We start from the raw sequence: 14,425 nt of genomic DNA on the forward strand, positions 1-14,425 counted from the left end.
GGGCAAGCCCGCTCCTGCATTCGGTGCGCAGGAGCGGGCTTGCCCCGCGATGGGGCCTCAGAACTCCCAGCGCGTCGTCAGCATCACATTGCGCGGATCACCGTAGTAGGTGGTGTCGAAGTTGCCCAGCCCGGTCAGGTAGCGCTTGTCGAAGACGTTGTTGGCATTGACCGTGAAGCTCAGCTGCTCGTTGTATTGATAACGGGTCATCAGATCGACCAGGGTATAGCCGCCTTGCTTGATGAAGCTGTAATCCTCGATCGAGCGGTTGTAGATCTTGCCGTAAAACGCGCTCTGCCAGTTGATTCCACCCCCCACTGTCACCTTGTCCAGCACCCCCGGCAGGCGGTAGGTGGTGAACAGCCGCACCAGGTGTTCAGGTTTGCTGGTGCTCATCGGGAAGCCATAGATTCGCTGCTCGTCGGCATCGCGTGAACGCGCGTAGGTATAGCCGGCCGAGAGGTTCCAGCCTTCCTGCAGCTCACCAGCCACTTCCAGCTCGATGCCCTGTGTGGTGGCGCCACTGGTCGCCTTGTAGATGCCCTCATTGGTCGCAGGGTTGGTGCCGATCGACTCGGCGACGTTGTCCTGCTCGATGCGAAACAGCGCCAGGCTGGCGTTGAGCTTGCCGTCGAAGTAGGCCGCTTTCAGGCCGGTTTCGTAGCTGTCGCCTTCGACCGGGTCGAGGGTGGCACCGTTGCTGTCTTTGTTGCTCTGTGGCTGGTAGATCGAGGTGTAGCTGGCGTACACCGAGTAGGTGTCGTTCAGGTCATAGACCACTCCGGCGTAGGGCGTGACCACGCCGTGTTGCTTGTAGCTGGCCTGGCTGTCGGCAAAGTTCGGGTTCAGGCCGTCGTAGTCGTAATTGTCGCTGTACTTGAAGGTGCTGACCCGGGTGCCGAGGATGACTGAAAAGTCATCGGTCGGGTGCAGGCGGGTGGCGATGTAGGCGCCGTTCTGGCTTTTCTTCTGTTCGTACTTGCCGTTTTTCGGGAAGTCCGGCACGCCGATGTGACCGTCCCAGTCAAAGATGCTGCCGGGCACCGTGCCAAATTCGCCGGTGTCCCAGGTGGCGCCGGTCTGGCGCGAATGGTTGGTGTCAAGGCCGACGACCAGGTCGTGCTGGCGGCCGAACAGGGTGAACGGGCCGGAGATATTCAGGTCGGCACTGTTCTGCACCCGGTGGCCTTCCCAGCGGCCCCAGAAAAAGTACATGCCGTCACCATTGCGATCCGGCGCGCCACCGCTGGCCGAGGCCAGGCGGGTGTCGTGATCGCTCTGCAACTGGTTGACGCTGAGCTTGAGCGACCAGTCGTTGGCCAGCGCCTGTTCCAGCGAGGCGAAGTAGGTGCGGTTCTGGAAGTCGCGGCGGCTCCAGTCGGCGCCCGGGTTGAACGAGCGGGAGAAGTCAGTGCGACCGCCGTCGGTGTAGTACACCGGGTTGCCGGTCCAGGAGCTGCCGCGCGGGGTGGTGGTCTGCTGGTCGATACCGACGGTCAGCAGGGTATCCGGGGTGATGTCGGCCTCGAGGATGCCGTAGTACACCTCTTTGTTCTGCTGGTAATGGTCCTGGTAGCCCTTCTTGTCCTGCTGGGCGCTGACGAAACGCCCACGCACGCTACCGCTGCTGTTGATCGGACCGGAGACATCGACTTCACCGCGGTAGTTGTCCCAGCTGCCGGCACTGCCGGTGAGCGAGCCCTGGAACTGCGCGGTCGGTTTCTTGCGGATCAGGTTGACTGTGGCCGACGGGTCGCCGGAGCCGGTCATCAGGCCGGTGGCGCCCTTGAGCACCTCCACACGGTCATAGATCGACATGTCGACATGCGCGGTACCTTCACCGTACACCCCGTCATACACGGTGTTGACGCCGTCGTACTGGTAGTTGGTGATCACCAGGCCGCGGCTGGTGAACTCGGTGCGGTCGCTGTCATAGGTTTGCGCCGAGACGCCGGGGGTATTGCGCAGCACATCGGAAATACTCTGGGCGCCCTGATCGTCCATCTGCTGGCGGGTAACCACGGTGATGGTTTGTGGCGTCTCGCGGATCGACAACGGCAGCTTGGTCGCAGTACGGGTCGCTGCGGTAGTGTAGGAATGCGTACCCTCGGTGGTTTCACCCAGGCCTTGAGCATTGATGCTGGTGGCGCCCAGTTCCATCGCCGCGCCAGTATTGGCGGGCACCAGCACGTAGCCGCCGTTGGACTGACGCTGGGCCTGCAGGCCGGTGCCGCTGAGCAGGCGCGCCAGGCCTTCCTCGACCGAGTAGGTGCCGTGCAGGCCGGCCGACTGCTGGCCTTGAGTCTGGCGCGCATCGAACGACAGGGTGATGTTGGCGCGGGTGGCGAACAGGCTCAGGGTAGTGCCCAGCGGGCCCGGGGCGATCTGGAACTGGGTGCTGGCGCTTTGCGCCATGGCCTGGGCCGGCAGCAGCGCGAGCAGCGGCAACGGTGCCAGGGTCAGGCCGAACAGCGCCAGGTGGACAGCGCGAACCAGCGGGCGAGGGGCGCGCGGACAAGTCGGGGTCATGCAGGATTTCCTTCGATTGGCTGGGCAGAGGGGCGGTCGAAATTTGCCGCTTTAACTGCGTAGCCGAATGAGAATGAAAATCGGCAACCCTTTGTACGAAATTTCTTCAGACAGCTTCAATGCTGACCCAGTAGCGAGTCATGTAACGCACCCTGACCGGCAACGACACGCCGAGGTTTTCCAGAATCGTGTCGGTGTCGTCGATGCGAAACGCACCTGACAGGCGCAGGTCAGCGATGCCCTCGGCGCAGCGCAGCACGCCGGGGCGGTAGCGGCGCAGTTCGCTGATGAAATCGGCCAGGCGCCATTCGATCACGGTCAGCATGCCCTGGGTCCAGGCGCCGGTGCCGGGCAGGGCGGTGCTGGCGGCAGCAATCTGCGTGCGGTTGAAGCTGACGCTTTGCCCGGCCTCCAGGCGCAGCATCAGCAGCGGCTGGTCGAGCGGGCGCACCTGTACCGCATGTTCGAGCACGCTGACCCGGCTCAGGCCATTGTCGCTACGCACGTTGAAGCGCGTGCCGAGGGCGCGCACCCGGCCTTCGGCGGTTTCGACCATGAACGGGCGCGCCGCGCTGTCAGGGGCGGTTTGCACCATGATCTCACCACTGTACAGGCGCAGCAGGCGTTGCTGGCTGTCGTAGCGGATATCCACGGCACTGTCGGTGTTCAGTTCAAGCTGGCTGCCATCGTCCAGGCGCACCTGGCGGCGCTGGCCCTTGCCGGTGCGCAGCTCGGCCATCCACGCCTGGCCCGGGGTACTTTGTTGTACCGCCCAGCCGGTTGCGCCAACGGCCACGAGCAGCGCCAGGGTCTTGAGCACGGCGCGGCGCCGGGCGCGCACGCCGGCAAGCGTCGGCAGGGCGACATCAGCGGGCAGCCGGCCCAGTTGGCGCTGCAGCTTTTCGACCCGCGCCCAGGCCTGGGCATGGGCCTGGTTCTTGCCCAACCAGTCTTGCCAGGCCTGCAACTGCGCAGCGCTGGGCGGCGCGGCGTTGAGCTGCACGTACCAGGTGGCGGCAGCTTCGAGGGTGCGATAGTCCAGCGGCTGGGCCATGTCAGTCGTCCGTGAGCAGCAGGCAGTGGGTCATGGCGCGGATCAGGTGTTTTTTCACCGTGGTCACCGATATCCCCAGGCGTTCGGCGGTAGCCACATAGCTCAGGCCTTCGAGTTGCACGGCCAGGAAGATAGAGCGCGTGCGCTCGCCCAGGCCATCGAGCATCTGGTCCACCGCCAGCAGGGTTTCGAGGATCAGCAAGCGGCTTTCCGGTGATTCGGCGACCCGCTCCGGGCGCAGCGCCAGTTCGTCCAGATAGGCCTGTTCAAGCGCCTTGCGGCGAAACTTGTCGATCATCAGCGCATGGGCGATGGCGCCCAGGTAGCTGCGCGGCTCGCGAATGGTGTCTGCATTGCGTGCATTCAATACCCGGATAAAGGTGTCCTGGGCAAGGTCGGCGGCATCGGCGGCATTGCCCAGGCGGGTACGCAGCCAGTTTTTCAACCAACCGTTATGTTCGCTGTAGAGCGCGTGCAGGGCAGCATGATCGGGAGCGGGCATGGCGGGGCAATATCGAGTAATTGATAATTAGTCGCATTATTGTGGTTTGCTGGCGCACTATGCAAGCGCTCGTGCTTGACCTGGGGCAGGGTCGGGCGAAGACTGGTCAGCTATTTGCCGAATCGACTCAGGAGGTTTCCATGACCAGCAGGGCCATTATCGTCCAGACCGGCGGTGGTTACGACAAGGTGCAGGTAGGCACCCGCGAGGCAGCCGCCCCGCAAGCCGGCGAAATCAGCGTGCGCCTGCATGCCAACTCGCTCAACTATCACGACTTCGCCGTGGTCAGCGGCATGTGGGGGCCGACTGCGCCGCGTATTCCCATGGCCGATGGCGCTGGCGTGGTGACCGCAGTGGGCACTGGCGTCAACGAGTTCGCTGTCGGTGATTCGGTGGTCAGTACGTTCTTCCCGGACTGGCTGGACGGCCAACCGTTGGTCGAAGGTTTCGCCAGCGTTCCGGGCGACGGCATCGATGGTTACGCCCGCGAACAGGTCACCGCTCGCGCGACGTCCTTTACTCATGCACCCAAGGGCTACAGCCACGCGCAAGCGGCGACCCTGACTACCGCCGGCCTGACTGCCTGGCGTGCGCTGATGGCCGACGACTCGCTCAAGCCGGGCGATACCGTGCTGGTGCAAGGCACCGGTGGCGTGTCGATTTTCGCCCTGCAGTTCGCCAAGCTGGCGGGGGCCACGGTGATCGCCACGTCCTCCAGCGACGACAAGCTCGAACGCCTCAAGGCCCTGGGCGCCGACCACCTGATCAACTACCGCAAAACCCCGGCCTGGGGCGAGAAAGTACGCCAGCTCACCGCCAACCGCGGTGTCGATCACGTGATCGAGGTCGGTGGTCCGGCGACCCTGGAGCAGTCGATGATCGCCGCGCGTATCGGCGGGCATGTGTCGCTGATCGGCATTCTTACCGGCGTGGCGGGCAACCTGCCGCTGGTCCAGGCGCTGGTGCGGCAGATCCGCCTGCAGGGTGTGCTGGTTGGCAGCCGCGCCCAGCAGCAGGCGATGGTCCGCGCCATCGATGCCAATGGCCTGCGCCCGGTGATCGACAAGACCTTCGAGCTGGAACAGATCGTCGAGGCCTTCCGTTACCAGGAAAGCAACCAGCACTTCGGCAAGATCTGCCTGAGCATCTGAGCCAGCGCCTCAGATCTGCCCCAGCAACCAGCCGCGAAATGCCGCCAATGACGGCAGCGACTGGTTGCGCGGCGGGTAGATCAGGTAATAGCTGCGCTGGCTGGCAAACGGCGCGCCGACGCTGACCAGCTCCCCGCTGGCCAGCTCGTCGGCCACCAGGATGCGCGGCACCAGGCCGATACCGATGCCGGCGCGCACCGCCTGGATCAGGTGCGAGGTCAGCTCGAAGCTTGGCCCCAGGCGCATGCTGCGGTGCGCCAGGCCATGATGGGAAAACCACTCGCCCCAGGCGTTGGGGTTGTTGGCCACGTTGAGCAGTAATTGCTCAGGCAGGCGCGGCGGCGACCAGTCGGCCTGGCTGGCGGCAGTCTCCGGCGACAGAATCACCAGCAACTCTTCGGCATGCAGGCGATGACCGACCAGCCCGGGCACATCGGCATTGCCGACGACAATGGCGGCGTCGATGCCGCTGGTTTCGAAATCGATGGCTTCGATGCGCGAATTGATGTGCACCAGCATGCCCGGGTGCAATTTGTAGAATTCATGCAGGCGCGGCAGTAGCCACTTGGAACCGAAGGTCGGCAGGGTGGCCAGGCGCAGGCTGCCTTCGCCGGACTGATAGGCCATGGCCTGCAAGGTGGCGCTGCGAATGCGCCCAAGGGCTTCGCTCATCTCCCGTTGATACAGCCGGCCGACATCGGTCAGGCGCACCTGGCGGCCTTCGCGGCGGAACAGGGTCAGGCCCAGTTGCTGCTCCAGCGCCTGCACCTGGCGGCTCACCGCGCTTTGGGTCAGCGACAGCTCGGTGGCGGCGCGGGTATAGCTTTCATGCCGGGCGGCGGCTTCGAACGCCAGCAGCAATGACATGGACGGTGTGAGATGGCGGTAATTCATTCGTAAAAGTCATCGATAGCGGCAGAAATATCCAGTTGTCCGCAGCGTCGCGCTCCGGGATCATTGGCATATCAGTGTCTTGAGGCTGACCTAATTATGCTCAGCCAGCAAGTGTTCCGATATTCCCGTGATTAGCCAAATTAAAGAGGCCATCCTTTGATGATCGCCCAGTTGCCGACCAGCGCCCCCGCTGGCGACTATGCCGATTTTCTCGCCGCCCTGCGCGCCAGCGGTTTCCGTGGCCAGTTCAGCGCCGACTATGCCACCCGCACGGTGCTCGCCACCGACAACTCGATCTACCAGCGCCTGCCGCAAGCGGCGGTGTTTCCGCTGGATGCCGAGGATGTTGCCCGCGTCGCTACGCTGATGGCCGAACCGCGCTTTCGCCAGATCAAGCTCACCCCGCGCGGCGGTGGCACCGGCACCAACGGCCAGTCGCTGACCGACGGCATCGTCGTCGACCTGTCGCGGCACATGAACAACATTCTCGAGATCAACGTCGAGGAGCGTTGGGTGCGGGTACAGGCCGGGGTGGTCAAGGACCAGCTCAACGCAGCGCTCAAGCCCCACGGGCTGTTCTTCGCCCCGGAGCTGTCGACCTCCAACCGCGCCACCGTCGGCGGCATGATCAACACCGATGCCAGCGGCCAGGGCAGTTGCACCTACGGCAAGACCCGCGACCACGTGCTCGAACTGCACAGTGTGCTGCTCGGCGGCGAGCGCCTGCACAGCCTGCCGATTGATGACCAGGCGCTGGAGCAGGCTTGTGCACAAGAAGGCCGCAGCGGTGAGGTGTACCGCATGGCCCGGCAGATTCAGGAAACCCAGGCCGAACTGATCGAGACCATCTTCCCCAAGCTCAACCGCTGCCTGACCGGCTACGACCTCGCGCACCTGCGCGACGAGCAGGGCCGCTTCAACCTCAACAGCGTGCTGTGCGGTGCCGAAGGCTCGCTGGGTTACCTGGTCGAGGCCAAGCTCAATGTGCTGCCGATTCCCAAGTACGCCGTGCTGGTCAACGTACGCTACAGCAGCTTCATGGATGCCCTGCGCGATGCCAATGCGCTGATGGCGCACAAGCCACTGTCGATCGAGACGGTGGACTCCAAGGTGCTGATGCTGGCGATGAAGGACATCGTCTGGCACAGCGTCGCCGAGTACTTCCCCGCCGAAGCCGAGCGCCCGACCCTGGGTATCAACCTGGTGGAGTTCTGTGGTGATGATCCGGCCGAAGTGAACGCGCGGGTGCAAGCCTTCGTCGCCCACCTGCAGGCCGATACCGGCGTCGAGCGCCTGGGCCACACCCTGGCTGAAGGCGCCGAAGCGGTGACCCGCGTCTACACCATGCGCAAGCGCTCGGTGGGCCTGCTTGGCAACGTTGAAGGCGAAGTGCGCCCGCAGCCGTTCGTGGAAGACACCGCCGTACCGCCCGAGCAACTGGCCGACTACATTGCCGATTTCCGTGCCTTGCTCGACAGCTACGGCCTGGCCTACGGCATGTTCGGCCACGTCGATGCCGGCGTGCTCCACGTGCGCCCGGCGCTGGACATGAAAGATCCGGCCCAGGCGGCGCTGGTCAAGCCGATTTCCGATGCCGTGGCGGCGCTGACCCATCGCTACGGCGGCCTGCTCTGGGGCGAACACGGCAAGGGCCTGCGTTCGGAATACGTGCCGGATTTCTTCGGCGCCCTGTACCCGGCGCTGCAATCGCTCAAGGGCGCCTTCGACCCCTACAATCAGCTCAACCCCGGCAAGATCTGCACCCCGCCGGACAGCGAACAGGGTCTGATAAAGGTCAACGAAGCACCGATGCGCGGCGACTTTGACCGGCAGATTGATGAGCGGGTGTGGCAGAGCTTTGGCAGCGCCGTGCACTGCAACGGCAACGGCGCCTGCTACAACTTCGACCCCAACGACGCCATGTGCCCATCGTGGAAAGCCACCCGCGAACGCCAGCATTCGCCCAAGGGCCGTGCCTCGCTGATCCGCGAATGGTTGCGCCTGCAGGGTGCGGCCAGTATCGATGTGCTGGCGGCGGCAAAGAACAAGACCTCCTGGCTCAAGGAGCTGCCCAAGCGCCTGCGCAACAACCAGGCCCGCTCCCGTGGCGAGGCTGACTTTTCCCACGAAGTCTACGAAGCCATGGCCGGCTGCCTGGCGTGCAAATCCTGCGCGGGGCAGTGTCCGATCAAGGTCAACGTGCCGGAGTTTCGTTCACGCTTTCTGGAGCTGTACCACGGCCGCTATCAGCGTCCGCTGCGTGACTACCTGATCGGTTCGCTGGAGTTCAGCATTCCTTACATGGCTTATGCGCCAGGCTTGTACAACGCGGTGATGGGTTCGAAGTGGGTCAGCCGCCTGCTTGAGCGCCATGTCGGCATGCTCGACAGCCCGCTGATCAGCCGCTACAACCTGCAGAACACCTTGACCCGCTGCAACGTGCGCGCGGCCAGCGTACCCGCGCTGCGCGAGCTGACCCCTGCCCAGCGCGAGCGCAGCATCGTTCTGGTTCAGGATGCCTTCACCCGCTACTTCGAAACACCGTTGCTGGCGTCGTTCATCGAACTGGCCCATCGGCTGGGTCACAAGGTGTTCCTCGCGCCCTACAGCGCCAACGGCAAACCCTTGCATGTCCAGGGCTTCCTCGCAGCCTTTGGCAAAGCGGCGATTCGCAACGCCACCCAGCTCAAGGCCCTGGCCGATTGCGGCGTGCCGCTGGTCGGCCTCGATCCGGCCATGACCCTGGTGTATCGCCAGGAATACCAGAAGGTCGAAGGCCTGAGCGATTGCCCGAAGGTGCTGCTGCCGCAGGAATGGTTGATCGACGTGCTGCCTGAACAGGCTGCGGGCGCCAGCGAAACCTTCCGCCTGCTGGCCCACTGCACCGAAAAAACCAACGTGCCGGCCAGCACCCGTCAGTGGGAACAGGTATTCGCCCGCCTGGGGCTGAAGCTCGTTACTGAGGCTACCGGCTGCTGCGGCATGTCGGGTACCTATGGCCACGAAGCGCGCAACCAGGACACCTCGCGGACCATCTTCGAGCAATCCTGGGCCGGCAAGCTGGATAAACCGGGGGAAGCATTGGCCACCGGTTATTCCTGCCGCAGCCAGGTCAAGCGCATGGCTGAGCGCCAGTTGCGTCATCCGCTGGAGGTGCTGCTGCAGTTCGCCAAGGGCTGATGGCCGCTCAGGGCTCGAGGGTATCGACGCTGACGGTGATGTAGAAGAACTCGATCTGTGCCCACTGCGAGCGCTGGTTGGCCAGCGTCTCTTCGGAGGCCATGAGGACTTGGTAATTGATGCCGCTGTGTGGGTCGCGGTGGAAGTGGCGCAGCGAGTCCCACATGCAGCAGAAAAACTGCAGGCGGCCCATGCCATAGGTTTGCTGCAGGTGGGCCTCGGCCACCGCTGCTTCGTCGCCCCTGACCTTGTAGGTCGCGATCAAGGGCGCCGTCTGTCCTTCGATGTCCTGATGGCAGCCCTGGTACTGGATGCCCTTGGGGTACGCGCCCAATGTGCCGAGGAAGTCCTCGCACTTAGGTGCGGCCTGCAGCGACCCGCACAGCAGGAGCAGGGTCAGGATAATCAATGGGCGCAATGGTTTCGTCCTTGAAGTACGCCGGATCAGGCAAAGCTGATGTTGGTGCGCTGCTTGCCGTAAACAACCCGGGCGGCGGACATCAGTTGATGCGGGATTTCGACGAACGGGATATCCGAGTTGGTGATGGCGATGTCCACAAGTTGCAGCATCATCGAGTTCTTTTTGACCAGGATGACATCCGACCAGTCAGTGTTGGTCACGGCCACAGGCACGAAGTCGGAACGCTTGAGGAAGCTGCTGAGGGCTTCCAGTACACCCAGGTTCTGCTTGGTGCCTTGCAGGCTATGGCAGCAATCGTTGAGAAGCATGAAGCCATCATCGGCCAGCAGGTCCTGGTAGTACATCATGTCGCGCAGGATGTACTCGTATTGATGGTTGGCATCAATGTAGATCAGGTCGAATTTCTCGATACCGGTTCTTGGCTGGATCTCAGGAATGGCGTCGATCGTCTCGGCGCGAATGAGGGTGACGTTGGGCTTGTCGGCGAATTTGCCCTGGCATTCTTCATACAGGTTGTCCCAGGTGGCCATGTCATAAAGCGAGCCGCCATAGTAGTAATCATAGCTATCTACAGGGTCAACCCAAGGTGGCAGCTGGTCGAACGGGCTGTAGGCTTCGGTGGCCGAGGGGCTCCAGCTGTCGATCAAGACCATCTGTTCAGGGCTGAGGGCGTTATAGAGGTTCAGCGCATTTTGCCCGCGCAAGACGCCAAGCTCGGCGATGACCGGCTTTTTATTGCAGGCGTCAAACACTGCCTTGAGAACGTGGTAGAAGGTCTCGCGGTGGGTCATACAGACTTTCATGCCTGCTCCTGTTCTGTGGTGGTTGCGGCCCCCCGGAGTCGACAAGGATACGAGACGGGGCGGTCCTTCCAGGTGTTTATCGACCGCTGCGCCAATAGGATGAGCACGGTTTTGTCCGCAGCGTGTCGATGGCCGACAGGCGGGTTCAGTCAGGGTTCTGCGGGCAACAAAAAAGGCATCGGCGCAAGCGCCAGATGCCTTTTTCGTTTTGCGTATTTGGTGGAACCGGGGGGATTTGAACCCCCGTCCGCCAGTGATCCGCTGTCGGTACTACATGCTTAGCCGTGTCTATTGAGTTAATCCGCAGCCGCCCGACGGGCAGGGTGCTTTGGACGAGTTGTGTAAGTTTTAGCCGCTTCGTCCACAACGTACTGCACGGCGATCCTGTTCTGTATGACAATCACTTCGGGTTTACAGGCATCCCCTAGTGATTGCTGGAGCCGAAGCTACCAGGAGAGCGGGCTCGGCTGCTTACGCAGCGAGAGCGTAACCCTCGTAGTTTTCGTCATTGGCAACTATAGAAAGTTGCAACAGTGGATTTACGAGTTCTGTTACCAACTCGGCATGCACCTAGAGTTTCACTACCGGCGTCGAATCCTAATCGGCCCCATGTGTTGCGCTCTAGCTGTAAGCGTTTTTCAACGCTCGAGGTCCAGTATACGCCATCGGTCGGGCGACGTCGACTGCTGGTCTGACATCGCCCGGCAGACGGGTTATTGGCCGTTGCTGCCTTTCTCGGTTTTCTCCAGGCGCTCCAGAGTCTTGCTGGTAATAGCAATGCAGTCTTTCGTGTTACCCGCTGCCTGGGCAGCCTTGGCGTCCTTGACATGCTCGGCCACGGCGTTGTCCATACCTTCGGAGGTAGCTCCGGCGGTAGCCGTGGCATCTTCAATCTTCTGCAGGTTTAGGGCGCACAGGTCTTCTTCCGCAAACACAGGGGAGGCAAGCAGTGCGGCGGCAATGAACAGTCCGGAAATCGCAGTACGCTTCATGTGAATCTCCTTGGCTGGGAAGGCCTCGGGAAAGGGGGGCCTAATTTGATGGACTGCTCCGCTCTCACAAAGGTTCAGATAGCCCGCGCCCGTGTTACCCGGTCCACCAGGTACACCAGCCCGTGATAATCGATCCCGCCATGGTTCGACAGGCCGATCTCGCAGGTGCGGCTGGTAGAGATGCCTTCGCTGCAGTACTGCACCGCATCCTTGAGGCTGCGCAGCGAATGGGCATTGAGCTGCGGGGTGGTAAAGCCCTTGTCACCGGCAAAACCGCAGCAATGGATGCCTTCGGGAATCACCACCTGTTTGCTGCAACGCCGCGCCAGGTCGATCAGCGCCTGGCTTTCACCCAGGTGCTGGGTGCTGCAGGTCACGTGTACGGCGATCGGCTCGTCCTGGGGGGTGAACTCCAATTTGTCGACCAGGTGGGTGCGGATGAAGCGCACCGGGTCATACAGGTCCAGGCGCGTTTCGGCGAGATCCTGGACCAGGCGCAAGGTGCACGGGCTGGTATCGCAGTAGATCGGGTCAAGGCCGCCGCGGCTGGCGTGCAGCAGGGCGTTGATCAGCTCCTGGCGCTTGTGCTCGGCCTGCTCGGCATAGCCCTTGGAAGCAAACGGCTGGCCACAGCACAGGTTGTCCTGGTTGTCCGGGAATACCACTTGATAGCCGGCCTTTTCCAGCAGGGCGCGGGTCTTGTCCAGCAACGAGGTTTGCTCGCGATCCGCCGCCGCCGGACCCATCACCCTTGAAACACAGGCGGCCAGATAGACGACTCGGGGCCGCGCATCGTTGCTGGCCGGGCTGAGCTGCAGCGCTTTTAGCGGTTGTGGCATGGCCGGCGTCCACTGTGGTACTCGGCCGTGGCTGAGCTTACTGAGGCTGGCGCTCAGGCGACTCAGGCGCGGCGCGCCAAGCAGGCGACGGGCGCCGTTGGCGGCTTGCAAGGTAAGGCGCGCGCCACTGAGGGCGGTATGGAAATTGTCAGCCAGCCAATCGGCAGTCTTCACGTGTTCGGCAGCCTGGCCGCGCAGCTTTTTCACCAGCTCACCGGTATTGATACCCACCGGGCAGCGTTGGGCGCACAGGCCGGTGGCGGCGCAGGTGTCGATGCCCTGGTACTGGTAGTTGCGTTCCAGCTCGCGGGTATCGCTGCCAGCGCGTTTTTTCGCCTGGATATCGCGCCACATGACGATGCGCTGGCGCGGGCTCAGGGTCAGCCCCTTGGACGGGCAGACCGGCTCGCAGAAGCCGCATTCGATGCACTTGTCGACGATCTCGTCAGCCGCCGGTAGCGGCTTGAGGTTTTTCAGATGGATTTGCGGGTCTTCGCTGAGCACCACGTCCGGGTTGAGAATGCCATTGGGGTCGAGCAGGCGCTTGAGCTGCCACATCAACTGGTAGGCATCGCTGCCCCATTCCAGCTCGACAAAGGGCGCCATGTTGCGCCCGGTGCCGTGTTCGGCCTTGAGCGAGCCGCCGAATTCGACCGCCACCAGTTGCGCCACGTCGTCCATGAAGGCCTGGTAACGCGCGACCTCTTCGGCGCTGTTGAAGCCCTGGGTGAAGACGAAGTGCAGGTTGCCTTCCAGGGCATGGCCGAACAGGATCGCCTCGTCATAGTGATGTTTGTCGAACAGCGCAATCAGGCGATTGACGCCGATGGCCAGTTGCTCGACCGGGAAGGTCACGTCTTCGATGATCACCGTGGTGCCGGTCTTGCGCACCGCGCCAACGGCCGGGAAGGTGTCCTTGCGGATGGCCCAGAGCTTGGCGTTCTCCTTGGCGTCCTCGGTGAAGTCGACTTGCTTCTCCACCGGGAAGCTGGCCAGCGAGGCCATGATCTGCGCCAGTTGTTCGTGCAGCAGCGCCTGGGTTGCTGCGCGGGATTCGATCAAAAGTGCGCAGGCGCCATCGGACAGTTGCTGGACGAAGGCCGGCATCCCGGGCTTGTCCTGCACCGAGCGCAGGCTACGTCGGTCGAGCAGTTCCACCGCCGATACCGGTTGGCTTTTGAGTACGGTAACGGCGTTGCAGCAGGTTTCTACATCCGGGAAGACGATCAGTGCCGAGGCTTTGTTCGGGTGATCGATCACCGTGTCGTAGGTCACGGCACTGATAAAGCCCAGGGTGCCCTCGGAGCCGACCAGCAGGTGGCTGAGGATATCCAGCGGCTGGTCATAGTCGATCAGGGCATTGAGCGACAGGCCGGTGGTGTTCTTCAGGCGGTACTTGTGGCGAATTCTGGCGGCTAGCTCAGTGTTGGCGCGGGTGTCCCGGGCCAGGCGCGCGAGCTTATCGAGCAGGTCGGCGTGGCTCTGTTCGAAGGCGGCGACGCTGGCCGGGTCTTCGCTGTCCAGGCGCGTGCCGTCGGCCAGCACCAGGCGCATGCCGGCCAGGGTGTGATAGGTGTTCTGCGCGGTGCCGCAGCACATGCCGCTGGCATTGTTGGCGACGATACCGCCAATCTTGCAGGCGTTGATCGAGGCCGGGTCCGGGCCGATCTTGCGCCCGAACGGGGCCAGCCAGGCATTGGCCTGGGCGCCGATCACGCCCGGTTGCAGACGGATCTGCTGGCCCTGGTGGCGAATCTCGCGGCCGTTCCAGTTATCGCCGAGCACGATCAGCACCGAATCGCTGATGGCCTGGCCGGACAGGCTGGTGCCGGCGGCGCGGAAGGTGACCGGCACGCGCTCGCGCTGGGCCAGCTTGAGCAGGGCGACCACTTCATCTTCGGATTCGACCCGTATCACCAGTTTGGGAATCAGCCGGTAGAAGCTGGCATCGGTGCCGAAAGCCAGGGTCGACAGCGGGTCGTCGAAACGGCGCTCGGCGGGTATCAGGCGTGCTACCGAGTCGAGAAACGCGGCGGGCAGACTCATGCAATCTCCTCGCG

The 14,425-nt window shown here is 63.1% G+C and carries 10 protein-coding genes and 1 other RNA gene; 2 read left to right on the forward strand and 9 right to left on the reverse strand.

Translation table 11 applies throughout. The features are described from left to right. Nucleotides 1–57: 57 nt before the first annotated feature. The 3 genes from JYG36_RS04305 to JYG36_RS04315 all read right to left on the reverse strand — a co-directional run bounded on the left by JYG36_RS04305 (nucleotide 58) and on the right by JYG36_RS04315 (nucleotide 4,085). Complete coding sequence (locus tag JYG36_RS04305) at nucleotides 58–2,529, reverse strand: TonB-dependent siderophore receptor (RefSeq protein WP_093379261.1); 2,472 nt, start codon at nucleotides 2,527–2,529, stop codon at nucleotides 58–60. A 106-nt stretch (nucleotides 2,530–2,635) separates the two neighbouring features. Further along, a complete protein-coding gene (locus JYG36_RS04310) occupies nucleotides 2,636–3,583 on the reverse strand; it encodes a FecR domain-containing protein (protein WP_093379264.1) in 948 nt (315 codons plus the stop codon). 1 nt (nucleotide 3,584) lies between these two features. Next, nucleotides 3,585–4,085 carry a sigma-70 family RNA polymerase sigma factor gene (locus JYG36_RS04315; protein WP_045199783.1) on the reverse strand — a complete coding sequence of 167 codons (501 nt, stop codon included), beginning with the start codon at nucleotides 4,083–4,085 and terminating at the stop codon, nucleotides 3,585–3,587. Between the two features lie 140 nt (nucleotides 4,086–4,225). Between JYG36_RS04315 and JYG36_RS04320 the strand changes: the two genes are divergently transcribed. Further along, entirely contained in the window at nucleotides 4,226–5,236 is a 1,011-nt protein-coding gene (locus tag JYG36_RS04320; protein ID WP_045199781.1) for a zinc-dependent alcohol dehydrogenase family protein, read from the forward strand. Between the two features lie 9 nt (nucleotides 5,237–5,245). On the opposite strand, the gene JYG36_RS04325 is transcribed toward JYG36_RS04320, so the two are convergent. Next, the gene (locus JYG36_RS04325; RefSeq protein ID WP_213603194.1) at nucleotides 5,246–6,130 is read right to left on the reverse strand and encodes a LysR substrate-binding domain-containing protein; all 885 of its coding nucleotides are present in this window, start codon (nucleotides 6,128–6,130) and stop codon (nucleotides 5,246–5,248) included. 159 nt (nucleotides 6,131–6,289) lie between these two features. Here JYG36_RS04325 and ydiJ point away from each other — a divergent pair, with 159 nt between their 5' ends. After that, nucleotides 6,290–9,310 carry a D-2-hydroxyglutarate dehydrogenase YdiJ gene (gene ydiJ, locus JYG36_RS04330; protein WP_213603196.1) on the forward strand — a complete coding sequence of 1,007 codons (3,021 nt, stop codon included), beginning with the start codon at nucleotides 6,290–6,292 and terminating at the stop codon, nucleotides 9,308–9,310. Nucleotides 9,311–9,317: 7 nt separating this feature from the next. On the opposite strand, the gene JYG36_RS04335 is transcribed toward ydiJ, so the two are convergent. The 5 genes from JYG36_RS04335 to JYG36_RS04355 form a co-directional block, all read right to left on the reverse strand. Then, nucleotides 9,318–9,728, reverse strand: coding sequence for a DUF4952 domain-containing protein (locus JYG36_RS04335; RefSeq protein WP_213603197.1), 411 nt, complete (start codon nucleotides 9,726–9,728; stop codon nucleotides 9,318–9,320). Between the two features lie 26 nt (nucleotides 9,729–9,754). After that, nucleotides 9,755–10,534 carry a class I SAM-dependent methyltransferase gene (locus JYG36_RS04340; protein ID WP_045199772.1) on the reverse strand — a complete coding sequence of 260 codons (780 nt, stop codon included), beginning with the start codon at nucleotides 10,532–10,534 and terminating at the stop codon, nucleotides 9,755–9,757. A 217-nt stretch (nucleotides 10,535–10,751) separates the two neighbouring features. Continuing rightward, nucleotides 10,752–11,143, reverse strand: a transfer-messenger RNA (tmRNA) gene (ssrA, locus tag JYG36_RS04345). Nucleotides 11,144–11,247: 104 nt separating this feature from the next. After that, entirely contained in the window at nucleotides 11,248–11,526 is a 279-nt protein-coding gene (locus JYG36_RS04350) for a PA2433 domain-containing protein (RefSeq protein WP_045199770.1), read from the reverse strand. 74 nt (nucleotides 11,527–11,600) lie between these two features. Then, nucleotides 11,601–14,411: an FAD-binding and (Fe-S)-binding domain-containing protein gene (locus JYG36_RS04355; protein WP_213603198.1), complete on the reverse strand. Its 2,811-nt coding sequence runs from the start codon at nucleotides 14,409–14,411 to the stop codon at nucleotides 11,601–11,603. Nucleotides 14,412–14,425: the final 14 nt, after the last annotated feature.

The sequence above is a fragment of the Pseudomonas sp. SORT22 genome (assembly GCF_018417635.1).
GTDB lineage: Bacteria > Pseudomonadota > Gammaproteobacteria > Pseudomonadales > Pseudomonadaceae > Aquipseudomonas.